Annotated in this window: 16 protein-coding genes; 7 read left to right on the top strand and 9 right to left on the bottom strand. The window is 67.9% G+C overall.

Going from position 1 to position 23,903, the window contains the following annotated elements; translation table 11 throughout:
* The first annotated feature begins 33 nt into the window (after nt 1–33).
* The 3 genes from sigK to M1L58_RS03525 all read left to right on the top strand — a co-directional run bounded on the left by sigK (nt 34) and on the right by M1L58_RS03525 (nt 2,584).
* Nucleotides 34–642 carry an ECF RNA polymerase sigma factor SigK gene (gene sigK / locus M1L58_RS03535; RefSeq protein ID WP_040536243.1) on the top strand — a complete coding sequence of 203 codons (609 nt, stop codon included), beginning with the start codon at nt 34–36 and terminating at the stop codon, nt 640–642.
* Nucleotides 635–1,459: an anti-sigma factor gene (locus M1L58_RS03530; RefSeq protein WP_248657843.1), complete on the top strand. Its 825-nt coding sequence runs from the start codon at nt 635–637 to the stop codon at nt 1,457–1,459. The genes sigK and M1L58_RS03530 overlap by 8 nt, the downstream gene beginning before the upstream one ends.
* A 120-nt stretch (nt 1,460–1,579) precedes the next feature.
* Entirely contained in the window at nt 1,580–2,584 is a 1,005-nt protein-coding gene (locus M1L58_RS03525) for an alpha/beta hydrolase (protein ID WP_006867024.1), read from the top strand.
* 40 nt (nt 2,585–2,624) lie between these two features.
* Here M1L58_RS03525 and M1L58_RS03520 read toward each other — a convergent pair whose 3' ends face one another.
* Together M1L58_RS03520 and M1L58_RS03515 are read right to left on the bottom strand one after the other, a co-directional pair.
* Nucleotides 2,625–3,002 (bottom strand): LuxR C-terminal-related transcriptional regulator, encoded by a 378-nt coding sequence (locus tag M1L58_RS03520; RefSeq protein ID WP_248657842.1) that lies wholly within the window; start codon nt 3,000–3,002, stop codon nt 2,625–2,627.
* 224 nt (nt 3,003–3,226) lie between these two features.
* On the bottom strand, nt 3,227–3,877 hold the full coding sequence (locus M1L58_RS03515) for a helix-turn-helix transcriptional regulator (RefSeq protein WP_248657866.1): 651 nt from the start codon (nt 3,875–3,877) through the stop codon (nt 3,227–3,229).
* A gap of 421 nt (nt 3,878–4,298) precedes the next feature.
* Here M1L58_RS03515 and M1L58_RS03510 point away from each other — a divergent pair, with 421 nt between their 5' ends.
* Nucleotides 4,299–5,054 (top strand): acetoacetate decarboxylase family protein, encoded by a 756-nt coding sequence (locus M1L58_RS03510; protein ID WP_248657841.1) that lies wholly within the window; start codon nt 4,299–4,301, stop codon nt 5,052–5,054.
* Between the two features lie 49 nt (nt 5,055–5,103).
* Nucleotides 5,104–6,111: a pirin family protein gene (locus M1L58_RS03505; protein ID WP_248657840.1), complete on the top strand. Its 1,008-nt coding sequence runs from the start codon at nt 5,104–5,106 to the stop codon at nt 6,109–6,111.
* Between the two features lie 29 nt (nt 6,112–6,140).
* Here the strand turns inward: M1L58_RS03505 and M1L58_RS03500 are convergent, their stop codons facing one another.
* Together M1L58_RS03500 and M1L58_RS03495 are read right to left on the bottom strand one after the other, a co-directional pair.
* Nucleotides 6,141–6,842 (bottom strand): FMN reductase, encoded by a 702-nt coding sequence (locus M1L58_RS03500; RefSeq protein WP_248657839.1) that lies wholly within the window; start codon nt 6,840–6,842, stop codon nt 6,141–6,143.
* The gene (locus M1L58_RS03495) at nt 6,839–7,936 is read right to left on the bottom strand and encodes an LLM class flavin-dependent oxidoreductase (RefSeq protein ID WP_006867030.1); all 1,098 of its coding nucleotides are present in this window, start codon (nt 7,934–7,936) and stop codon (nt 6,839–6,841) included. The genes M1L58_RS03500 and M1L58_RS03495 overlap by 4 nt, the downstream gene beginning before the upstream one ends.
* A 154-nt stretch (nt 7,937–8,090) precedes the next feature.
* On the opposite strand from M1L58_RS03495, the gene M1L58_RS03490 reads away from it, so the two are divergent.
* Both M1L58_RS03490 and M1L58_RS03485 read left to right on the top strand, forming a co-directional pair.
* The gene (locus M1L58_RS03490) at nt 8,091–8,609 is read left to right on the top strand and encodes a hypothetical protein (protein WP_006867031.1); all 519 of its coding nucleotides are present in this window, start codon (nt 8,091–8,093) and stop codon (nt 8,607–8,609) included.
* Nucleotides 8,610–8,688: 79 nt separating this feature from the next.
* Nucleotides 8,689–9,342, top strand: a complete 654-nt coding sequence (locus M1L58_RS03485) for a DUF4190 domain-containing protein (RefSeq protein WP_248657838.1) — start codon at nt 8,689–8,691, stop codon at nt 9,340–9,342.
* Between the two features lie 105 nt (nt 9,343–9,447).
* Here M1L58_RS03485 and M1L58_RS03480 read toward each other — a convergent pair whose 3' ends face one another.
* The 5 genes from M1L58_RS03480 to M1L58_RS03460 form a co-directional block, all read right to left on the bottom strand.
* Entirely contained in the window at nt 9,448–9,762 is a 315-nt protein-coding gene (locus M1L58_RS03480) for a hypothetical protein (protein ID WP_119033037.1), read from the bottom strand.
* A 321-nt stretch (nt 9,763–10,083) separates the two neighbouring features.
* Nucleotides 10,084–10,947: a glycosyltransferase gene (locus tag M1L58_RS03475; RefSeq protein ID WP_248657837.1), complete on the bottom strand. Its 864-nt coding sequence runs from the start codon at nt 10,945–10,947 to the stop codon at nt 10,084–10,086.
* An 89-nt stretch (nt 10,948–11,036) separates the two neighbouring features.
* Nucleotides 11,037–11,270, bottom strand: coding sequence for an MbtH family protein (locus M1L58_RS03470; protein ID WP_248657836.1), 234 nt, complete (start codon nt 11,268–11,270; stop codon nt 11,037–11,039).
* A gap of 168 nt (nt 11,271–11,438) precedes the next feature.
* Nucleotides 11,439–11,672 carry an MbtH family protein gene (locus M1L58_RS03465; RefSeq protein ID WP_248657835.1) on the bottom strand — a complete coding sequence of 78 codons (234 nt, stop codon included), beginning with the start codon at nt 11,670–11,672 and terminating at the stop codon, nt 11,439–11,441.
* 53 nt (nt 11,673–11,725) lie between these two features.
* Nucleotides 11,726–23,776, bottom strand: a complete 12,051-nt coding sequence (locus tag M1L58_RS03460; RefSeq protein WP_248657834.1) for a non-ribosomal peptide synthetase — start codon at nt 23,774–23,776, stop codon at nt 11,726–11,728.
* Nucleotides 23,777–23,903 lie beyond the last annotated feature (127 nt).

Here is a 23,903-nt window from a genome sequence, read left to right as displayed (position 1 = left end):
AGAAGTTCCGACCGTTCCGGTTACCGTGATGAGGTGACATCGGACGACGGCGGCGCGACCCCCGATGCGGACCACGGACGTGGACACGAATCTCGTTTGTTGCGCGATCTTCTCGAATCGGCTTCCACCGGGGACCGTGCCGCGTTCACACGCCTGTACGACCTGACGAGTTCGCGCATCTACGGACTCGCGTTCCGCGTCGTCCGCGACCGCGAGTACGCGGAGGAGATCGTGCAGGAGGCCTACCTCCAGTACTGGCAGAAGGCGGACCAGTACCACGCCGCCCGGGGGTCGGTCCTCACGTGGATGATGACCATCGCCCATCGCCGGGCCGTTGACCGCGTACGCAGCGAACAGCTCCAGCAGGACCGGATGTCGGACTACGGCGCCGTCTCCGTGGAAACCCCACGCAACATTCCGCTCGAGGTGGTTGTCCACGCCGACGAGGCGCGTACGCTACGCACATGCCTCGGCGAGCTGACCGATCTGCAACGGAGCTCCATCGAGATGTCCTACTTCGGCGGTCTGACCTACCCGGAGGTGGCACAGCAGACCGAGACCCCCTTGCCCACCGTCAAGTCCCGCATCAGGGACGGCCTTCGCCGCCTGAAACAGTGCTTGAGGACGCAGGAGGATGCCTGACCTGACCATGACAACCACCGACGCGGAGCCCGACGACCGAATGTCCGCCTGGCTCGACGACCACATCGAGCTGTATGCCGTTTCCGCCCTGACCCCGGAGGAGACCCTCCGCGCGGAACGGGAACTCGCCGCACTGCCGCCGGATGTGCGATCGGCCTATGAGGCCCGGATCGTCGAGATCCACACCACCATGGCCGGATTCGCGAGTACATACGCCCTCGAGGCGCCCTCGGATCTTCGGCGCCGGGTGCTGACCCATGTCTTCGACGAGGCTGCCGAGACCGACGGCCCGGAACCGTCGACGACACCCCAGCCCGTCCCCATCGGCGGACGCCGACAGAGTCCGCGGCGGAAGGCAGCCGTGCTCGCCGCCGCCGCGGCGACCGTCGCCGTCGCCCTCGGCGCCGGCGTGCTCATCGGCCGCACTACGGCACCGGAGCCCTCACCCGCGGCGATCGCGGTCGGCGAGACGCAACAGGAGGTCCTCACGGTCCTCGCCGCCGGTGATGCGACCGTCACGGCCGAACCCCTCGCGGACGACCACGGCACGATCACCGTCATCACCTCCGCGACCGCCGGACGCGCGGTGACCTTGATCCGGGACGTGGGCAGTCCACTCTCACCGGACAGCACCTTCCAGCTCTGGCTGGTGGGCGGATCGGAGAATCCGATCCCGGCCGGTCTGATCCCCGGCGGCGACACCGAACCCGTCGTCGTCGACGATCTCGGGGACTCGCAGGTTCTGGCGGTGACCATCGAGCCCGCGGGTGGTTCCCCGCAGCCGACCACGCCGATCCTGGCTCAGGTCCCGCTCTGAGCCGAAGCGGTACCGCCCGGTCCGCCTGTATTCGATGCCTACACTGACGACGGGGCCACTTCGCCGCCCGGCGTGACCTGCGTCGGCAGAGGTGGAAAACAGAGAAGAAGGTGGGGCGCGGTGGACGTGAACGGCAGACGGTTCTGGACGGTCCTGATGACGGTGTCGGCGCTACTCGCCGCACTCGGTTTCGTGGCCTCGCCACCCGCCGGTGCGGCACCCGGATCAAAGGTCATCGATCGCTACGCCGACGACCCCCAGCAGACGACGCTGCTGGTGCACTCGGCGGCGATGGACCGGTCGGTCGCGGTGACCGTCCTGACCCCACGCGACCGGTCTCGACCCGCCCCGGTTCTGTACCTGCTCAACGGCGCCGGCGGCGGCGAGGACTCGGCGACCTGGGATGCGCGGACCACGTACAAGAGGTACTTCGCCGACAAGAACGCCTACGTCGTGACGCCGATCGGTGGCGCCTTCTCGTACTACACGGACTGGCAGCGTGACGACCCGGTACTCGGCCGCAACAAGTGGCAGACGTTCCTGACCGAGGAGCTCCCGCCGATCATCGACGAGGAGTTCCCGACCACCGGCGCGAACGCCCTGGCGGGCATCTCGATGGCGGGGACCTCGGTGCTCAACCTGGCCATCGCCGCGCCGGGCCTGTACCGATCCGTGGCCGCGTTCAGCGGATGCGCGAGGACGAGTGATCCGGTCGGACAGCAGTACATCCGGATGGTCGTCGAGGATCGTGGCGGGGCGAACATGGTCAACATGTGGGGCCCGCTGGACGGACCCGGGTGGCGCGCGAACGACCCGTATCTCAACGCCGAGAAGCTGCGCGGAACCAACGTGTACATGACCAGCGGTACCGGACTACCGGGCTCACACGAGCAGCTGGGCGACCCGAGCATCGACGGCAGCGCCTTCGACCTGGTCAACCAGGCTGTCGTGGGTGGCGGCATCGAGGTCGCCATCGACATCTGTACCCGTCAGATGGTGCAGCGGATGCGCTCCCTCGGGCTTCCCGTGCAGGTGAACCTCCGGCCGACCGGCACCCACTCGTGGGGCTACTGGCAGGACGACCTGTACGCGACCTGGCCCAAACTGGCGCGCGACCTGCGCTGAACCGCGTTTCGGGGACCACCGCAGGTCGCGCGTCAGAGGTTCACCAGCGATCGAGGCTGGTGTATCCGTCCTGGAGTGCGCGCGCGAAGAGATGGGTCTTCGTCGGCGCCGGACGGCCCACCGCGGTGTACTTGGCACGGATGCGTGCGAGGTGGGTGCTCACGGTCGACGCCGAGATGAAGAGTCGGGCTGCCGCCTCTTCCTTCGACTCGGCAGCGAGCCAGGCGAGCAGAACCTCGACCTCACGGTCGGACAGGCTCGGCCGCGGCAGCGCCGCCGGTGCACGGTCGACAGCCGGGCGATAGTCCACAAGCCGGGCGATGCCGTTGTGGAGCATCGTTTCCGGCGAGCCGACACGACGCTGGTCCACGGCCCCCCGGGACTGTGCGGTTCGGTAGAACTCTGAAGTGGCCGTCACTGGTCCATCCCCTATTTTCTGGCGCATCGCCCACGTCCCCCGACGCCGCACGCTCCACGCGTATTCCCAATGATCTGAAAGTAGTGCTGCTGTCGGTCGCCCGGTAGACCCAGAAATGGGGACTTCTACTGTTCCGGCGCCGATCGACCACTGAATCCCCACCGTTCCCCTTTTTTAACTACTGATTCCGAACCGGGTAGTCCCTGGACCCGATCCGGATCGACCTATTGTCGACGTTCCGACGAACCTCGGCTCCGGTGCCGTTGCGGCACCGGAAGCCAGCCGTCCTCCACCGCACGCTTGAACAAATCGACCTTGGTCCGGGTCGGCCTGCCGGCGTCTGCATACTTCTGGCGAATGCGTTTGAGGTACTCGTTCACCGTCTCGGCGGACACACCGAGGGCCGCTCCCACGCGCGCCGACGTCTCCCCCGACGCGTACAGGGCCAGCACCTTCTGCAACTGGGGCGAGAGATCAACCGCGGCCAGCTCGGGGTCGCCGTCGATGGCGGCAGCCCACTCGGTGGTGAGGACCGCCCGTCCCTCGGCGGCCGCCCGGATGGCGTCGATGATGACGGACTCCTCCGCCGACTTCAGCACCACTCCGAGCGCACCCGCTCGAGCCGCCGACCGCAGGAGCGCCGGATGCTCTCCGGATGTGTAGATGACCGTGGCAACACCGGCCGCGGACAGCGTGTTTACGTTCTCCCTGGGCGTGGTGCCGTCGTCGAGGCGCAGATCGAGCAGCACAACATCGAGTGGCATTCCCGCGAGCACGCCCGCAACCGTGGACGCCGAGCACGCCAGCGAGATGTCGTCGACGGGGTCGAGCACCCGCTCGATCCCCCAGATCGGCGAACGATGGTCATCGACCATCCCCACTCTGATGGCACGGTCCACCGCCGCCGCGTCGTGCGTCGTCACCGCGTGCACCTCGCCGTCTGCGCCTGGCTCGGTGCGGCACCCTTTCGGTGCGGCGATGCGACGTTACCCTCGGGCATCGACGACGCCCCCTTTCGTCGGCTCACCGGGCGGCTTGCACACGTCTCTCAGCAATTACACAGCGTGGCGCGACCGCACACGAGGCGAACCGTATACGACAAGTCGGACATCGGCCGGTTTCCGGCCGGGACCTGCGACAATCCGTCTCGTTTTGTCGCTTCCGGTGTCCACAGGATGGAGGACATCCGCCTTCTCCGACGTCTCCACGGCCTGATCATGCAAGACTAGAACACGTTCTAGTCTTGCGTCGAACCGTTCCGGAAGACCCCACGTCAGACCAGTAGAAGGAGTACCGGTGACCGCACCCTCGTCCCACGACATCCTCGGCACCACGGTGACCATGCCCGTCGAGATCCGGCACGCGCAGTGCTTCGTCGCGGGTTTCACCGCAGACGCGGCCGCGGTCCAGCGTGCGATCGACAGCGAGTCCGCACGCCCGGGCACCCTGCGTCCGCTCCGCATCCGACCGGGACGTGCGATGTGCATGCTGGTCTTCGTCGACTACGTCGACGGCGACCTCGGGCCGTACAACGAGTTCGGTGTCTGTTTCCTCGTCGACGACCCGTCCCAACCCCCGACCTCGCCTCTCCGCGCGCTCCGCTCTCTCGCGAAGGGCGACGCGCGCGCTCTCGTGCACCGCCTCCCGGTGGACGGTGACTTCACCCTCGCGGCCGGGCGCGGGATCTGGGGCTTCCCCAAGACCCTGGCCGAGTTCGACGTCGACCACGCCTCGTCGACCCGGCACGGTCGGCTCGAGGCAGACGGTTTGCTGATCGCCGACCTGCGGATCAAACCGGGGATCAAGGTCCCGGACACGACCGCAGACACCGTGCTGCACGCCTACTCCCAACTCGACGGCGTCACCCGGCTCACGCCCTGGCGCCTGACCTCGGTGAGCGGGACCCGCACCCGCCTCGGCGGGGCGAGCCTCACGCTCGGCGACCACCCGATTGCCGCCGAACTCCGCTCTCTGCGGCTCGGCCGGCACGCACTGATGACCAGCTCGGTACAGAAGATCACCATGCGTTTCGAGAACCCGGCCGTCGCCTGAGTCGCGGTTCCCGGCACCGGGGGTCCCGACGCCGGGGAGAATGGTCGCCATGAGCAATCTGGAGGCCCAGCCGGCCGAGGTCGAATGCCGCACCGACGCCGAGAGCGCGACCAGGTCCGGGCACCTTCATCTGGAGGTCCTCACCGCACGCGACGTACCCCTCGGCGGTCCGCGCGCGATGACCGTTCACCGGACCCTCCCCCAACGCTCGCGGTCGCTCATCGGCGCGTGGTGCTTCGTCGACCACTACGGGCCCGACGACGTGGCGAGTACCGGCGGGATGGATGTGCCGCCGCATCCGCATACCGGCCTGCAGACGGTCAGCTGGTTGTTCACCGGCGAAGTCGAGCATCGCGACACGATGGGCAACCACGCGATGGTCCGCCCCGGCGAGATCAACCTGATGACCGCGGGACACGGCATCGCCCACACCGAGGTGTCGACGCCGGAGACCACGGTCCTGCACGGCGTACAGCTGTGGACCGCCCTTCCTGCCGATGCCGTCGACACCCCACGGGACTTCGCCCACCACCGCCCGGACGACGTCGTACTCGACGGGGTCACGGCCAAGGTGTTCCTCGGCGAGCTGCTCGGCACCCGATCGCCGGTGCACACGTTCACGCCGCTGCTCGGCGCCCAGCTCGACTTCGCGCCCGGCGCGGCCGTCGACCTCGACGTCGATCCCACCTTCGAGCACGGCATCCTCGTCGACGCCGGGACGATCGTGGTGGCCGACACCGACGCTGCACCTCTCCAGCGCACCGAACTGGGTTACGTCGGAGTGGGCGCACAGCGACTGACGCTGACCAACGTCTCCGACGACACCGCCCGGGTGATCCTGCTCGGCGGCACCCCATTCGGCGAGGACATCGTGATGTGGTGGAACTTCATCGGCCGCACGCACGACGAGATCGTCGGATTCCGCGAGGAGTGGATGGCCCACAGTGAACGGTTCGGTCAGGTCCGGGGCTACGACGGCGACATCCAGCACCTGCCCGCACCCGCTTTGCCGCACTCTCGGCTACGTCCCCGGAAGAACACTCCGGGCCGCGCCTGACGCCGAGCCCCGCTCCCTGGGGAGGGCCATCACGAAGGGCCGAGCAACCGGGCGAAGTTGGCGATGCCCGCCGCCTCGATCGTCTGTTGGCGCACGTCGGGTCCCGTACCACGCGCGTCGTGCTGTGTGTCGCCGACGCGGCTCCGGGTGTCTGACGCGGCACCACCCGCGGCCCGCGGCCCGATGAGCCCTGCGAGTTCGTTTGCCGCACGGTCGATTCGACCACTCAGCCCGGAACCGCCGGCCGACTCGGCGCCCGCCCAGTCCTCTGACGCCGCGTACACCCCGGTCGGCACGGTCACGGTTCGCAGGTAGGAGAACAGCGGGCGCAGCGCGTGATCGAGCACCATGGAGTGCCGCGGGCTGCCGCCGGTGGCGGCGATGAGCACGGGCTTGCCGGACATCGCGTCCACGTCGACCAGGTCGAAGAACATCTTGAACAGTCCGCTGTAGGAGGCGTTGAACACCGGGGACGCCACGATCAACGCGTCCGCGGATTCCACGGCGTCGAGAGCGGCGCGGGCCTGTCCGGAGGCGAACCCGACGGTCATGGCGCGGCCGAGGTCGACGGCCAGATCGCGCAGGTCGATCACCTCGACCTCGACGGCGGCCTCCCGCTCGCCGAGGGCGTCGGTCACCGCCGCCGTCATCCGGTCGATCAACATCCGCGTCGACGACGGTTCGGAGAGCCCGCCGTTCACCGCCACAAGGCGCACCGCACCCCCGTTCATGACCGCACCTCGATCTTCTCGCCCTCGCGGCGGGCGGCCACCAGCGAGGCGTGGGTCGGCGCGTCCGGGACGTCGGCGGGCCTGCCCTGAGCGAACCCCTCGCGTAGCTCGGGCAGGACCTCGCCGAGCAGGTCGAGCTGTTCGAGGACGACCTTCAACGGCAGTCCCGCATGGTCGACGAGGAACAACTGTCGCTGGTAGTCCCCGAAACTCTCGCGGAACGACAGTGTCTTGTCGACGAATTCGGCCGGGCTGCCCACCGTCAGCGGCGTCTGGGAGGTGAAGTCCTCCAGCGACGGGCCGTGACCGTAGACGGGCGCGTTGTCGAAGTACGGCCGGAACTCCCGCACCGCATCCTGGGATCGCGGCCGGATGAAGAACTGGCCGCCCAGGCCGACGATGGCCTGGTGGGCCTTGCCATGGCCGTGGTGCTCGTAGCGCTCCCGGTAGAAGGCGATCAGCCGCTGGAAGTGTTCCTTGGGCCAGAAGATGTTGTTGGCGAAGAAACCGTCGCCGTAGTACGCGGCCTGCTCGGCAATCTCCGGACTACGGATCGACCCGTGCCACACGAACGGGGCCACGCCGTCGAGCGGGCGCGGGGTCGAGGTGAACGACGTGAGCGGCGTCCGGAACTTCCCCTCCCAGTCGACCACGTCCTCGGTCCAGAGCCGGTGAAGCAGGTGATAGTTCTCGATCGCGAGCGGGATGCCCTGCCGGATGTCCTGACCGAACCACGGATAGACCGGTCCGGTGTTCCCGCGCCCGAGCATCAGGTCGACGCGGCCGTCGGCGAGATGCTGAAGCATGGCGAAGTCCTCGGCGATCTTCACCGGGTCGTTGGTGGTGATGAGCGTGGTCGCGGTACTGAGCTGCAGTCGTTCCGTCTGCGCCGCGATATAGGCGAGGGTCGTCGTCGGCGAGGACGAGAAGAACGGCTCGTTGTGGTGCTCACCGAGGGCGAACACGTCGAGGCCGATGTCCTCGGCCTTCTTGGCGATCTCGACGATCGCCTTGATCCGTTCGTTCTCGGTGGGTGTCCGGCCCGTGGTGGGATCCGTCGTGATGTCGCTGACGCTGAAGATTCCGAACTGCATGTCGCGCCTTCCGTTGCGTACCGATCGCGCTGCCGTGGCAGCCTCGACCACCATAACCGGACCGCGGTCCGATTAATTCCCCCTAATCGCTGGGTTAGTGTTGGCTTACTACTCCGCGGTACCGACCGCGGAGGCGCCGCATGAAGGGGAATCAATGAAGATCCGGAAGTCCGTCGCCGCCATCGCCCTGGCCGGGTCCGCGCTGTTCGTCGCCACCGCCTGCTCGTCCGAGGACGTGGACGAGGCCACGAGCAAGGTGTCGACCGCAGTCGAGTCCGCCGCATCCGAGGTCTCCACCGCCGCCGGCGACGCGATCGACGAGGTCACCGGCCTCAGCGACTCGAAGGCCCAGGACATCCTGCGCAAGGCCGTCGACCCCGCGACCCCTGCCGACGAGCTCGACTCGGTCGTCGACACCTCGGACCCCGCCACCAAGGCTGCGCTCATCGCCTTCGCGAAGGGTTCGTCGGCCGCCGGCTACACCCCCGAGGTCTACACCGTGAAGGACGTGTCGAAGGACGGTGACAACAAGGCCGTCGCCACGGTGGCCGTCGCCAGCCCGCATGCCCCGGCCCCGGTCGACATCAAGCTCACCTATGTCGACGCCGACGGCGGGTGGAAGCTCAGCGGCGATGCTGTCACCCAGCTCGCCGGAATGGCGACCGACCACTGACACCGGCCGGCACCTCCTCGTCGCCGGTAGACTCGCCCGGGTACGGCCCGTCCCGCGAGCCGGCGAGCGAGGAGGTGCCGTGCGCGTCGACATTCCCACCCAGCCGTTCTCACCGGCGATCACCGAACGTCATGAGCGATGGCCCGCGGTCAACGATCTCGACGACAATGCACTCCCGGTCGTGCCGGACGCCGCAGTAGAGGCCGCGCCTCCTGCCCTACACTCGACATCCGGTCCCGCCCCACGGCCCGCCACACGTGTCGAGACCCGTCTCCGCCCCGCGCCGAAAGATCACGCCGCCCTCCCACCGGTGGGCGACTTCTGGGGCCTGCAGAACTCCGTCGAGCAGAGTCCCGTTCTCGGCTCCACTTCTTCCGCACCCGCTCGGCTCTCGGGCGGACGGCCGGTGCCGTTCGTCGGTTCACGGCCGACCCCGATCGTCCGGCCGTTGCCGTATTCGCCGCCCGCGGCGCGGCGTACGGTCGCACCCGCCGCGTCGCTGGCGCTGACCACCGGTCTGATCGCGATTCCCATGACCCTCGCCCTCGGACTCGGCGCGATTCTCGGCATGGTCGCCATCGTCTCGGGAATCATCGGTATCAAGCAGATCAACCGGGCGCCGATGAACCGCAAGGGAACCGGCCGCGCCGTCACCGGGATCGTGTGCGGTGTCGGCAGCGTAGTCGTCGGCGGGCCGATTCTGCTGCTCCTGGCGTTGGTCTTCGGTCTCTGACGCTCTGACGACCGGCCCGTGTCGTCGAATCCTCGGCCTCATAGAGACATCGAGACCTGCCCGGCTGTACCGGGCAGGTCTCGATTCAAGTTGTGGGTGCGGAGACTAACTCACCGCACGTAGATGGGTACGCGCCGGCGCAACCGCCCCGCGCCCGCGACCCAGCCAGGCCTCGACCTCGCTGATGACCTGCATTCGCGCCTCCAGCGGCTGGACCTCGCCCAGCGTCGGCAAGCAGTTCATCAGAGCGGCGTAGAACGCAGCAGCCTGTGACATGCCATGCGCGGAACACACATGATCGTATTCGTCGATCCGATGTGCGAGCTCACCGTAGGTGAGTGCCTTGTCGCCCAACCGCACCGCGGTCAGCTTCGGCGTGATCGCGCCACGATCCTGGATGTCGTGCACTAGATCGTTCATGAGTGACTACCTTCCCCCCCGCCCATAATGGCGTGACCGCGGCGTCCCTGCCTCCCCAGACATCGGTACGTTGCGGCCCTTCAACACAGTGTGCCCTACCCCACGAAATATGGGGACTCTTGCTTCAGCATCTGTGTCACATTCCACAAGCGATTCTGCGTGGAGAATGTGACATCATGTTACTGCTGAGGTGCCAGTTACGGGAGTTCGCCACTCGTGTTTCGTTGAGTTGTTATTCCCGCGGAACCGTCCCGATATTCCGGTAGGTCGATTCCAGACAAACCGGGTCAAGAACCGGCGGCCCTGTCGGCTTCCATGGGTTCAGTCGAGAACGGGCGATACCCGGACGGCCTCTCGTCGCTCGTCCCACAAACGTCTCGCACTCCAGCGTTCCGTCTCGGGATCCCATCCCCGCAATCTCACCCACAGGACGCAGAGATAGACAGAGGCGAACGGCAACACGAGAAAGGCCTGTTGCGCGAACACCTTCCAGTCACGTCGCGCCCACGCGGCCCGAGCCCCTCCCAGGGCGTATCCGACGTTCCGCCACGGCGGCACCCGGAAACGCCGCGACGAGCCCTCGACGATGAGACCGTAACTCAGCCACAGCCGCCTACCCGACTGACGGACGGCTGCGGACATGTCGTGATCCTCGTGGATGTCGTGACGCTCTGACAGGAGGAATCCCCGAATGGCTTCCCAGCAGGAGCGACGCATGGCGAAGCATTGCCCGATGACGCCGTTCGTCTCCCGGCCACCCTTGTCGGCGGCCAGCTTCTCGAGCTTCTCCTCCTGCTTGCGCCAGCCGGGAGCGTCGGTCATGAGGGGAAATCCGCCGATGACATCCCACTCGGCATTCGACTCATCGGTGAAGAAGCGCATCACGACGCTCGACCAGTCTCGGCGCGCCCGCGCGTCCGCATCGACCCGACCGATGATGTCCCCGGTCGCGTTGTCGAACCCTTTGTCACGCGCCCAGGCCACCCCTTGCCGTTCCTCGGTCAGCGCCCGGACCCTGGGGTGCTGTCGCGCGTAATCGCGCGCGATGTCCCCGGTCCGATCGGTCGAGCAGTTGTCCACGACGATGACCTCGTCGATCGGGAGCGTCTGAGCCAGGAGATGGTCCAGGCACGCACCGAGTTCGTGCTCCTCGTTGTAGGCCGGCACGACGACGCTGAGTTTCATGGGCGAAGCTCCTCGGAAGGTCGGTGAAACAGACCGTCAGGTCGGGTCACGCTCGCTCGGGCTCAGCGAACCACCCGGTGTCAAGTCAGTCAGTCGGCGGTTTTGGCCGCTTCGTCTGCGGCCATCGCCTCGATGAGGCTCTTCGGCCGGAGGTCGGTCCAATTCTGTTCGACGTACTCCAGGCATGCGGCACGGCTGTCCTCGCCGAACACCTTGGTCCAGCCCGCCGGGATGTCGGCGAAGGTCGGCCACAGCGAGTGCTGGTTCTCGTCGTTGACGAGTACGTAGAAGCGGCCGTCCTCGTCGTCGAATGGATTCGTCATCGTGGTACCTATCGTTGGGAACCAACCGAGGTCGGTTCAGAAAATGGACGAACTCAATCGTAGGAGACCCGGTGCCGGATCACTGCGCCTACGGGCCATGTCCCCGCCCCGATCGCTGACTTTCATCCGGTCGAGGTCTCGACCGGACGACGGGAGTCGGCGCCGGACTCAGTTCGCGGCTTCGCCTGCCTTGTCTGCTTCCATCGCGTCGATCAGACTTTTCGGACGCAGGTCTGTCCAGTTCTCCTCGACGTACTTGAGACAGGCCTCACGGCTGTCCTCTCCGAACACCTTGGTCCAGCCCGCCGGGATGTCGGCGAAGGTCGGCCACAGCGAGTGCTGGTTCTCGTCGTTGACCAGCACGTAGAAGCGGCCGTTCTCGTCGTCGAAAGGGTTGGTCATTAGTGTCTCCTCTTCCTGTTGTCCTCGGTCCGATCGCCTTGTCCGGCAATCGGTCACGAAGGTTTGTCGGGCGAATCGCCGCTCGGTTCACCTGTGGCGGACAGCGCCTGCTCCACCCTCGGCCCGATGATGGCGAGCGAGGCGGCATCGGTCATGCCGAGGTGATGGGTCGGGACGTCGGTGTTGTCGATGGTTCCGGACACATGTTCTCGCCACCCCTCGGGGATCGCGGCCGGGTTCTGCTTGTCGTCGGTCGCGGTAAAGAGCTGGAGAGAGCCGGCGAACTGCTGTGGGCGGTAGGCCATCAGCATGTCCGCAGAAACGGCGAAGCTGTCCATCACCCGGTCGACGACGTCGTCGGCGAGCAAACCCATCCCGGCGATCTGCGTCCGCACGATGTCGGCGACCTCTTCGGCACTCTCCGCCTTCACCGCGTCGTCGAGATCGAACAGGTCGCGCCAGCCGCCCAGGATGTCGGCGGCGTGGTCCGGGTTCGTCGTCGTATCCTCCTCGACGACCGTCTCGGGGATCTCACCGTCCACCGGCGGAGTGGTGTCCATGACGCCGAGGTAGGCGACGCGTTCCCCCGCGGCCTGCAGTCGTGTCGCCATCGCATGGGCGATGATTCCGCCGATCGACCACCCGAGTAGGTGGTACGGACCTTCCGGCTGGACCCTCCGGATCTCCTCGACGTAGCGTGCGGCGAGATCGTGCGCATCGGTTGCGCTGTCCTCGCCGTTGACGACATGGGGATCCTGGAGCCCGTAGATCGGCCGATCGGCGATGTACGGCGCAAAGCCTCCGTAGAACCAAGCGAGGCCACCGGCCGGATGCACGCAGAACAGCGGGGGTCGGGCGCCGTCGCCGCGCAGGGTGATCAGCACGTCATTCCCCATGGTGCCGCCCGCGTCGATGCGGCGGGCCAGTTCGCGGACGGTGGGATCGCTGAACAGCCATCGGAGCTCGAGCGGGAGTCCGCGGTCGTGGACCCGCGAGACAACCTGAGTCGCCGACAGCGAGTTGCCGCCGAGATCGAAGAAGGACTCGGTTGCCGACACGCGTTCGATCCCCAACACCTCGGCGAAGGCCTCGGCGATGGCCCGCTCGTTGTCCGTCTCCGGTTCGACATGATCGGTCGTCACCACAACCGGTTCGGGCAGCGCCGCCTTGTCGAGTTTGCCGACAGGTGTCATCGGCAGCGCGTCGAGTCGCGTGAGAGTCGCCGGGACCATGAAGGACGGGAGTCGCCGGGCGATGAACTCGCGAAGCTCCTCGTCGGTCACGTCCCCGGTGGTCACCAGATAGGCGGCGAGCGACGAGGCGACAGCGCCGCCCACGCCGACGACGACCGCGGAGTCGACTGCGGGGTGGGCAGTGAGAGCCGACTCGATCTCACCGAGTTCGATCCGGAGACCGCGCAGCTTGACCTGGTCATCGGTTCGTCCCGAATACGCCAGCGAGAGCGCACCGCCGGCGGTGCGCTGCCAGCGCACCACGTCGCCGGTGCGGTACATCCGGGAGCCGTTGTGCCCGAACGGATCGACGACGAACCGTTCAGCGGTCAGGCCGGGCCGGTTCAGGTAACCGCGCGAGAGCGGCAGGCCGGTGACGTACAACTCGCCGGGCACTCCGACGGGGACCGGATGCAGGCGACTGTCGAGGACCTGCAGACCGAGGCCCGCCAGCGGCCCGCCGAGCAGGACCGGGTCCCCCGGTTTCATCGGCTCGCTGATGGTGATGCCGATGGTGGTCTCGGTGGGCCCGTACAGGTTCTGGATCCGGCGGACCGTCGACCACTCGTCCTTGAGCGCCTGCGGAACCGCCTCACCACCGACGTAGACGAGCTCGAGGGATTCGAGTGCTGCGGGATCGAGCGTAGACAGGACCGTCGGCGTCAGGAAGGTGTGCGTCACGCCGTGCTCGATCATGAACTGCTGCAGCACTTCTCCGCCCACGGCGTCGCCCGGGCGATAGGCGATGAGTCCACCGCTCGCGGTGGCGAGCAGGTATTCGAGGACCGAGGCGTCGAAGCTCGGCGAGGCGAAGCCGAGCACCCGGGCGGGACCGGACACCGATCCGCGCCGCATCTCCTCACGCGCGAAGTTGGCGAGGCCGGAGTGACTGACGGACACACCCTTGGGCCGGCCAGTGGAACCGGAGGTGTAGATGACGTATGCCGTGTTCTCGATCCGGGCCGGGGCGAGACGCTCGGAGTCCGTCAGCGTCGCCGTGGTGAAGGCCGTGAGATCGAGGACGTCGAGACGATGCCACTCGAATCCCTGGTCGGGCAGCGGTCCGGCGGCGTCGGTCGTGAGCCCCAGTACGGCGCCGGAGTCCTCGACCATGCTCGCGACCCGCTCGGCCGGGTAGTCGGGGTCGATCGGCACGTAACCACCGCCGGTCTTGGCGACCGCCCAGATGGCGGTGAGCAACTCCACCGAACGCGCGATCGCCAGGGCCACCAGGGACTCGGGACCGATCTGATGTTCGATGAGCCAGCGCGCCAGACGGTTGGACCGGACGTCCAGTTCCTCGTAGGTGAGGGACTTGCCGGTGGCGTCGACCACGGCCACCTGCTGTGGCCACGAGCGAGCGGCCCGCTCGAATGTCTCCGCGAGCAACTCCGGCTGCGCGCCCCGGCCACCGGAGACCGGCGTCAGTCGGCCGATCGCGGCGTCGTCGAGGAACACGGCATCGCCGACCGGCACGTCGGTTCGGGTCGTCAAGGTGTCGAGCAGATCGACCAGCCAGTCACCGATGCGCTGCGCCGTCGACTCGTCGAACAGATCGGTGGCGTAGGTCAGCGTGGCGCGCCACGGCTCACCGGCTTCCTGCGCCGCCGCGACGCTCACCAGTAGGTCGACCTTGGCCGGCGTGGACGGGAGCGGCAGCGGTGCGATCGTGAGATCGCCCACCGACCCGGAGGGCAGGTCATCTGCGCCGGGTAGGCCCCCGGCGGCCTGATCGAACGTGAGCCAGACTTGGCTCAGCGGCGCGAACGCCCCGGATCGCGCCGGCTTGAGCGCGTCGACGACGGTCTCGAACGGCACGTCGGCGTGGGCGAAAGCTTCGACGTCGACGGCTCTGGCCTGCGCGAGCACCTCGCCGAACGACTGCGCGGGCGACACCTGAGTCCGCAACACGAGCGTGTTGACGAACATGCCGACGACCCGCTCGAGTTCTTCCTGTCCGCGACCGGCTATCGGCGTGCCGATCGCGATGTCGTCGGAACCGGAGAGTCTGGCGAGCAGCGTCGCGAGGGCGGCGTGGACCACCATGAAGTCGGTGACGCCGTTGTCCTGCGCGACGGCGGTGACCCGGTCGGCGACTCCGGCCGGGATCTGCACGTCGACCGTGGCGCCGACTCCCGATGCGGTCGCCGGGCGCGGGCGGTCGGTGGGCAGGTCGATGACGTCGGGCAGACCGGCCAGACGCTCGCGCCAGTAGGCCAGTTGCGATCCGAGGACGGTCGTCGGGTCGTCGGGTGAACCGAGCACCTCGTGCTGCCAGAGCGCATAATCCGCGTATTGCACCGGCAGCGGGGCGAACTCGGGCACGGCATCCGTGCTTCGGGCGACGTATGCGCCCACCAGATCGGTCACCAGCGGGGTGACGGACTCGCCGTCGGCGGCGATGTGGTGCACAACCAGCGCGAACACATGCTCATCGGCAGAGATGCGCAACCACCGCGCCCGTATCGGCCACTGCTTGGTGACATCGAACCCGATGGCCACGTCCCGCTCGAGATCGGCCTGGTCAGGGGCTTCGGCCCAGTCCAGTCGGTCGGCAACATCCGCGGCGGGATGAATGCGCTGTACCGGCCGACCCTCGATCGAGGGGAACGTGGTGCGCAGGGACTCGTGGCGCTCGACGACATCTTCCACAGCCTTGCGCAACGCACCCATGTCCAGCGGCCCGGTCAGTCGCAAAACCGCCGGGATGTTGTATGTCGGTGGCTTCCAGTCGAACTGGTTGATGAACCACATCCGCTGCTGCGCGTAGGACAGCGGAACGGTTTCGGGTCGCGGTTCCACCGCGGCGATCGGCGGCAAGCCGCGTCCTCCGTTAGCCGCTGCGGCGACCAGTTCACGGACGCTGGGCGCGTCGAAGACGTCGCGGACCGAGATGTCCGCACCAAGGGCGACCCCCGCGCGCGAGGCCAGTCGCATTGCCGAGAGCGAGTTGCCACCCATGTCGAAGAAGCTGTCGGTGACGCCGATCCGGTCGACACCGAGCACCTCCGCAAAGACCTCCGCGACCCGTGTCTCGTCGTCCGTTTCCGGCGCCACGTACTCACTCGAGGTGAACTCGGGAGCGGGCAACGACTTCCGGTCGAGCTTGCCCGCGTTGTTGAGCGGGAACTCGTCCAGCAGCATCCACACCGTCGGGCGCATGTACTCGGGCAGCGGGGTCGCGATGGTGGCCTTGATCGCATCGACATCAACCGTCTCGCCGGGTGCACCGGACACATACGCGACGAGGTGCTCGCCGCCGTCGGGGGCCTGGGCGACGGTCACCGCGGTGTGCACGACGCCGGGCGCCTGTGCGATCGCGGCCTCGATCTCGCCGAGCTCGATCCGCTGGCCACGGAGCTTCACCTGGAAGTCCGTCCGGCCCAGGTACTCCAGCTCGCCGGAGGCGTTGCGGCGCACCAGGTCACCGGTGCGGTACATCCGCGCGCCGGGCTCGCCGAACGGATCGGCGAGGAAGCGATCGGCGGTCAAGTCGGGTCTTGCGGCGTAACCACGCGCCAGCTGGACACCGCCGACGTAGAGCTCGCCGGGCACCCCCGACGGCACCTGGTTCAACCGTCCGTCGAGTACGTAGGCCGTCGAATTCCACACCGGCACACCGATGGGCACGGTGTCACCGATCTCGTCGAGCTGTTGATAGGTGATCTCGACGGCGGCTTCGGTCGGCCCGTACAGGTTGTACAGAACTGCGTCGGGCATCGCGGCACGGGTTTCGGCGGCCACTGCCGGCGGTAGAGCTTCGCCCGTCGTCGAGACGATCCGCAGACAGTCGAGCCGCGCCAGCCGTTCCGGACCGGCGAGCTCGAGGAACACCGACAGCATCGACGGCACGAAATGAACCATCGTCGCGCCGGTGTCGGCGATCAGGTCGGCCAGGTACGGCGGGTTGAGATGGCCGTCGGGTTCGGCGATCAGCAGCCGCGAACCCTGCATGAGCGGACCGAACAACTCCGCGACCGAGCAGTCGAAGGTGTAGGGCGTCTTGAGGACCACCATGTCGTCGGCGCCGATCGGCAGTTCGTCCAGGCCCCAGCGCAGCCGGTTGACGACGGCATCGTGCGGGAGGGTCACGCCCTTCGGCCGGCCGGTCGATCCGGAGGTGAAGATCGTGTACGCGGCGTGCTGCGGACGCAGTCGGCCACGGCGCTCGGCGTCGGTGACCGGCGCGACGGCACCCTCGAACGGGGCCGACGCGTCGACCGCGATCACCTCGACCGTGTCGCCGAGTCCGGCGATCGGCTCCGGGGTGGGCAACCCGGCGTGGACCAGAGCGACTGTCGCACCGGAGGTCTCGACCATGTACTCGGCGCGGTCGACGGGCGCGGCGGTGTCGACCGGGACGTACTGCCCACCGGCGGTGACGATCGCATGGATCGCGACCAGCAGCTCCACCGATCGCGGGATGCACACGGCCACCGCGACATCCGGGCCGACACCGGCCGCGATCAGTTGCCGGGCCAGGGTGTTCACCCGCGCGCCCAGTTCGCGGTAGGTGACGCTCCGGTCCCGGAACACGAGGGCTTCGCGATCGGGGTACTCGGCGGCGCTGGCGGCGAGCGCGGAGGCCAGATCCTCGGTCGGCAGCGTCCGGGCGAGGCCCTGCTGACCGGCGGTGATCGTCGTTGCTTCGTCGGTCCCGAGGATCGAGACGTCGCCGATCGGTCTGTGCACGTCGGTGGTCAGTGCATCGAGCAGCTTCACGAACCGCGCGGCCAGCGTGTGCACCGTCGACTCGTCGAAGAGGTCGGTGGCGAACACGACCGCACCCTGCCAGTCACCGGCGGGCTCGGAATTGATCATGAAGGTCAGATCCACCTGCGCCGGTTGGCTGTCGATCTCGACACCGGAGAACACCAGGTCGCCTACCGGGAAGCCGGTCGAACGCGCCGCGCCCCCGGGGTCGAGGGTGAGCATCACCTGGGCCAGCGGCGCGAAGGCCTCGCTGCGCACCGGGTTGACCGCGTCCACCACTGTCTCGAAGGGCACATCGGCGTTCTCGAATGCCCCCAGTGCGGTGGTGCGGGTCCGGGAGACGACGTCGACGAAGGACTCACCGAGATCGATCTTCGACCGCAGCACCAGCGTGTTGACGAACATGCCGATCAGCGGGTCGAGTTCGGGCCGGCCGCGACCGGCGACCGGGGTGGCGATGGCGATGTCATCGGTCGCCGACATCCGTGCGAGCAGTGTTGCCAGTGCGGCGTCGAGCACCATGAACGGCGTCGCGCCGGTGCGGGTGGCGACGTCGCCGATGCGGCGGGCCAGATTCTCCGGGATGGTGAACGCGGTGGCCCCGCCCCGGCCGGTGGCGACTCTGGGCCGCGGCCGGTCGTAGGGCAGTTCGAGCAGGTCGGGCATCCCGGCGAGTGCCTCGCGCCAGTATCCGAGCTGCCTGCCGATGACCGACTCGGCGTCGTCGGGCGAACCGAGGACCTCGTGCTGCCAGATCGCGAAGTCCGCGAACTGCACCTCGAGGGGCGCGAATTCGGGCGCGAAGCCCTCGTGCCGCGAGCTGTAGGCGGCCACCAGGTCGGAGATCAGCGGACGCAGGGACTCACCGTCGGCCGCAATGTGATGGATGACGATCGCAAGCACGTGCTCGTCGGTACCCACCGGCCACAGCCGGACCCGGATCGGCCAGTCGACGGCGAGGTCGAACTCGGTGGTGACCGCGGACTGAATGTCTGCCATCGACTCCGCGGTGCTCCAGTCGAAGCGGCCGGCCACCTCCGCGGCGTCGGCGACCTCCTGGTATGGCACACCGTCGTCGGCGGGGAACGTGGTCCGGAGTACCTCGTGTCGCATCGCGAGGTCGATGAAGGCGGCACGCAGCGCGGGAACGTCGAGAGGTCCGGACAGTCGCAGTACGTTCGGCAGGTTGTAGGTGGCGTTGCCGGGTTCGAACCGGTTGATGAACCACATGCGCTGCTGCGCGAACGACAGCGGCACCCGCTCGGGTCGAGGTTCGACGGCGGTGATCGGCGGCAGCGCCGGGCTCCGTCCCGCGACGGCTTCGACGAGTTCTCGGACCGAGGGTGTATCGAACACGTCGCGGACACGGACCTCGGCATCCAGGGCGGCCGACACGCGCGCTGCCAGTCGGGCCGCGTTGAGGGACGTACCACCGAGATCGAAAAAGGACTCGGTGACGCTGACCTGCTCGACACCGAGGATATCGGCGAACACTGCCGCAACCGCCTCTTCGTCGGCACCGACCGGCGCGACGACGTCGACTCCGCCGAAGTCCGGTGCGGGCAGACGCTCGCGGTCGACCTTGCCGGCCGCGTTGACCGGCATGTCGTCGAGCAGCGTCCACACACCCGGGCGCATGAACGGGAGCAGACGGTCGGCGGCGTGGTCGCGCAGTGCGGTCACCGTGACATCGGCGTCGGCGGTGACGTAGGCGACGAGACTCTGTGCGCCGTTGGGAGTCTCGAGGACCGTGACGACGACTTCGCGGACCCCCGGCGTCGAGGCGATGACGGACTCGATCTCGCCGAGCTCGATCCGCTGCCCGCGGAGCTTGACCTGGAAGTCGACACGTCCGAGGTATTCGATCTGACCGTCGGCGCGCCAACGCACGATGTCGCCGGTCCGGTACATGCGCGATCCGGCTGGTCCGCTCGGGTCCGCGACGAATCGTTCGGCGGTCAGACCCGGGCGGCCGATGTACCCGCGGGCTATCTGAATACCGCCGAGGTACAGCTCGCCGGGTACGCCGACCGGCACCGGATGCAGTCGCGAGTCGAGGATCTGGGCGGTGGCATGCGGGGTCGGGGCGCCGATGGGCACCGTCGACAGTCCCGATCCGACCTCGGCGATCGTCGAGTAGATGACGGTCTCGGTGGGCCCGTACTGGTTGTGGAGGGTGGCCTGTGGCCACACCCGGTGCATGGCATCGGCGAGGGCGGGAGGCAGCGCCTCGCCGCCGAGCTGCACGGTCCGCACCGATCGCATCGCCGCGAAGTCGTCGTCGGACAGCTCGCCGAGCATCAGCGAGAGCATGGACGGCACCATCATGATCGAGGTGACGCGATGCCGGATGACGTAGTCCCGCAACGCCCATGGGTCGCGTTGCTGACCTTGTCCGACGATGACGAGCGTGCCCTGACTGATGACCGGACGGAACAGGTCGAGCACCGACGGGTCGAAGGTGAAGTCGAGCACCGCCAGGATCACGTCGGCCGGGGTGAATTCGTGGTCGAGGTGATCAGCATGCAACATCGCCATCGCCGCACGGTGAGACACGGTGACGCCCTTCGGCTTACCCGTCGAACCCGAGGTGAAGATGGTGTACATCGCGTGGTCGGCGTGGAGCGAGGCGGTGCGGTCGGCATCGGTGATGGTCGACGCGTCGCCGGTGAGGGGCGCCGAACCGTCCACCTCGACGACCTTCACGCTTCCCGGCTCGACGCGGTCGGCGGCCTCACGCGCATGCGCCGAGACCACGAGTACGTCGGCACCGGTTGCGTCGAGGATGTAGCGGACCCGCTCCGCGGGGGCGTCGACGGACACGGGGACGAAATGACCGCCGGCGGCGATCACGGCGTGCGAGGCGATCACCATCTCCATCGAGCGCGGCAGCGAGATCGCCACGGGCACGTCAGGACCGACGCCCAGGCTGATCAGCTGTCGCGCAACCGCATTGGTGCGGTCGGTGAGCTCGCGGTAGTCGATGGTGCGGTCACCGTCGATCACCGCGGTGGCGTGCATGAACGACGGCTCGACCTTCTCCACCAGATCGGCGATGGTTCCTGTCCCGAGCCCCGCCTCGCGATCGGTTGCCGATCCCGACCAGTCCGCGATCTGCGAACGCTCCACGGGGTCCAGCAGATCCATGTCGCCGACCAGTACGTCGGGGTCGGCGACCGCCGCAGCCAGCACCCGGATCAATCGGTCGGCCGTCGCGCGGACCGTCGACTCGTCGAAAAGATCGGTCGCATAGGTGACCGAACCCGACCAGGGTGCACCCACGGGCGCGGTGTAGACACCGAAACCGAGGTCGACCTTGGCGAGCGTCGGGCCCTCGTCGGCGGGTGAGACGACCAGCCCGTTGGGCAGTTCGGCCGATTGCTGACCGGCGCCCTCTTCGACACTCAGCCACACCTGGGTCAGCGGTGCGAACGCCGCGCTACGGACCGGATCGACCGCTTCGACGACCGACTCGAAGGCGACGTCGGCGTGCGCGAACGCGGCCAGGTCGGTGTCGCGGACGTCGGCGAGCAACTCCGCGAAGGTCTCGGATCCGGCGACGCGCGAACGCAATACGAGAGTGTTGACGAACATGCCGACCAGCGGTTCGAGTTCACGCTGGCCACGGCCGGCGAACGGCGACCCGATGGCGAGATCGTCAGTACCCGACAACCGGGCGAGAACCACGGCCAGGGCCGCGTGCACGACCATGTACGGGGTGACGCCGCGTTGCGCGGCAAGTCTCGTGATGCCGTCGGCGATATCGACGGGGATGTCGAAGGCGGTCTGTGCACCCCGGCCGGTCGCGGTCTGCGGGCGTGGTCGATCCGTCGGCAGCTCGAGCACATCCGGCAGACCGGCGAGCTGCTTGGTCCAGTAGGCGAGCTGACGGCCGACCACCGACGCCGGGTCCTCCGGCGAACCGAGCACCTCACGCTGCCACAAGGCGTAATCGGCGTATTGCACCTCGAGCGGTGCGAACACCGGCGCCTCACCGGTCGAACGTGCGAGGTACGCAGTCACCAGATCGGAGACCAGCGGCGCGAACGACTCACCGTCGGAGGCGATGTGGTGCATGACCATCGCGACGACGTGCTCCCCCGGCGCAGTCTCCCAGACGCGCACTCGCACAGGCCATTCCCGGTTCAGCACGAATCCGGTCGAGACCGCGGCCTCGATGTCTGCGACCGAACCGATGTGTCGCCAGTCGAGATGCTCGGGGATCTCGGCGACCTCGTGCACCAACTGGAACGGTATGCCGTCGGCGTCCGGGAACGTCGTCCGGAGCGTCTCGTGCCGGGCGACGACGTCACCCACCGCGACGCGCAAGGCCACCACGTCGAGGTCACCGCTGATCCGAAGGACCACCGGGATGTTGTACATACCGCTGGCCGGGTCGAGCTGGTTGATGAACCACATCCGCTGCTGCGCGTACGACAGCGGTACGAGCTCGGGACGCGGATCGATGCGCTGCACCGGCGGCAGCGCGGATTCACCACCCCGGACCGCGGCGACGAGTTCACGCACGCTGGGCGCGTCGAAGACGTCACGCACCGAGACGGCGACCCCGAGTTCGTTGGAGACCCGGGCCGCGATACGTGTGGCCGACAGCGAGCTGCCGCCGAGGTCGAAGAACGAATCGGTGACTCCGACCCGATCGATACCGAGCAGTTCGGCGAAGAGCTTGGCGACGGTCTCCTCGTCGGCGGTCTCCGGCGCCACGTACTCGGCGGCGCCGAGGTCGGGCGCCGGCAGAGCACGACGGTCCACCTTCCCCGACGTGTTCAGCGGCATCGACGCCAACCGGACCCACGTCCCCGGCCGCATGTACTCGGGTAACCGCGCGGCGACGCTCTGGACGACCGCGTCGAGTTCTACGTCTTCGGGCGACAGGTACCCGGCGAGCACCTGGCCACCCGGGGTATCCACGACCGACGCGGCCGCGTGCACCACGCCGGGGGCCGCTGCGATGGCCGCTTCGACCTCGCCGAGCTCCAGTCGCTGACCGCGTAGTTTCACCTGGAAGTCGGTACGGCCGAGGTATTCGATGGCGCCGCTTCGATTCCAGCGAACCAAATCGCCGGTGCGATAGAGGCGTGTTCCGGGATCGCCGAACGGGTTGGCGACGAAACGTTCGGACGTCAGGTCCGATCGCGCCGCATAGCCGCGCGCGACCTGGACGCCGCCCAGATACAGCTCACCCGGGACACCGGCCGGAACCGGGTTCAGGGACGAGTCGAGGATGTAGGTCTGGGTGTGAGGGACGGGGACGCCGATGGGCACGTGCCGATCGCCGCGAACGACCGGCTGGGCGGTGACGTCGACGGCCGCTTCGGTCGGACCGTAGAGGTTGTGGATCTCGAGGTCGGGCAAAGCCGCCAACACTGGTTCGGCCACCGCCGCGGTGAGCGCCTCCCCCGAGGTGAACAGCGTGCGGATGGCGGTGAGTTCTCCGAGCCGGTCGCCGAGTACCTCGGTGAACGCCGACAGCATCGACGGGACGAAATGTACGACCGTCACCGATTCTGCCGCGATGAGGTCGGCGACGTACTCAGGGTCTCCATGGCGACCCGGCTCTGCGATGACCAGGGTGGCGCCGAGACCGATGGGCAGGAACAGTTCCCACACCGACACGTCGAAAGTGATCGGGGTCTTCTGGACGAACACGTCGCCGGCTGTCAGCGAGTACCAGTCACGCATCCAGCGCAGCCGGCTCGCGACCGAGCGGTGCGAGACCGTGACGCCCTTCGGTCGACCGGTCGATCCAGACGTGAAGATCGTGTACGCGGCGGTCTCTCCGCGGACGGGCGAGCGCCGGTCCGCGGCGGTGATCGGCGCCGCTTCGGGTGTGGGGCCGTTGCAGTCGACGACGCGGACCGTAGCCGATCCCTCGTAGCGATTCCGCGCTGCGTCGGACTCCCCCGCGACCAGGACCAGCCGTGCACCAGAGGTGGTGACCATGTAGCGCAGACGTTCGTCGGGCAGCTGCCCGTCGAGAGGCACGTAGTGCCCGCCGGCTTCGGTGATCGCGTGAACGGCGACCAGCAGTTCGACGGATCGCTCGATCTCGACGCCCACCGCGACCTCAGGTCCGACCCCGGCCGCGATGAGCTCACGCGCCAGGTCAGCGACCCGCGCGATGAACTCGTCTCGCGACACGCGGCGACTGCCGAAAACCAGAGCCGGGTTCGACGCGGCCTGTGTCGCAGTGTGAGTCCTGATCAGCTCCGACACGTTTCGCTGACTCTCCTCGTGGTTTTCGGTGTGTGCACCGCCGTGGTCTCCT

The sequence above is a fragment of the Gordonia sp. C13 genome (genome assembly GCF_023218005.1).
Taxonomy (GTDB): Bacteria; Actinomycetota; Actinomycetes; order Mycobacteriales; family Mycobacteriaceae; genus Gordonia; species Gordonia namibiensis.
This window is presented reverse-complemented; position numbering and strand designations above follow the sequence as displayed.

Bases quoted from the DNA above. Each gene is read 5' to 3' on its own strand.
- M1L58_RS03530 (WP_248657843.1), top strand. From the start codon at position 635: ATGCCTGACCTGACCATGACAACCACCGACGCGGAGCCCGACGACCGA.
- M1L58_RS03515 (WP_248657866.1), bottom strand. From the start codon at position 3,877: ATGGTCGATGACCATCGTTCGCCGATCTGGGGGATCGAGCGGGTGCTC.
- M1L58_RS03505 (WP_248657840.1), top strand. From the start codon at position 5,104: ATGAGCAATCTGGAGGCCCAGCCGGCCGAGGTCGAATGCCGCACCGAC.
- M1L58_RS03500 (WP_248657839.1), bottom strand. From the start codon at position 6,842: ATGAACGGGGGTGCGGTGCGCCTTGTGGCGGTGAACGGCGGGCTCTCC.
- M1L58_RS03495 (WP_006867030.1), bottom strand. From the start codon at position 7,936: ATGCAGTTCGGAATCTTCAGCGTCAGCGACATCACGACGGATCCCACC.
- M1L58_RS03490 (WP_006867031.1), top strand. From the start codon at position 8,091: ATGAAGATCCGGAAGTCCGTCGCCGCCATCGCCCTGGCCGGGTCCGCG.
- M1L58_RS03480 (WP_119033037.1), bottom strand. From the start codon at position 9,762: ATGAACGATCTAGTGCACGACATCCAGGATCGTGGCGCGATCACGCCG.
- M1L58_RS03475 (WP_248657837.1), bottom strand. From the start codon at position 10,947: ATGAAACTCAGCGTCGTCGTGCCGGCCTACAACGAGGAGCACGAACTC.
- M1L58_RS03470 (WP_248657836.1), bottom strand. From the start codon at position 11,270: ATGACGAATCCATTCGACGACGAGGACGGCCGCTTCTACGTACTCGTC.
- M1L58_RS03465 (WP_248657835.1), bottom strand. From the start codon at position 11,672: ATGACCAACCCTTTCGACGACGAGAACGGCCGCTTCTACGTGCTGGTC.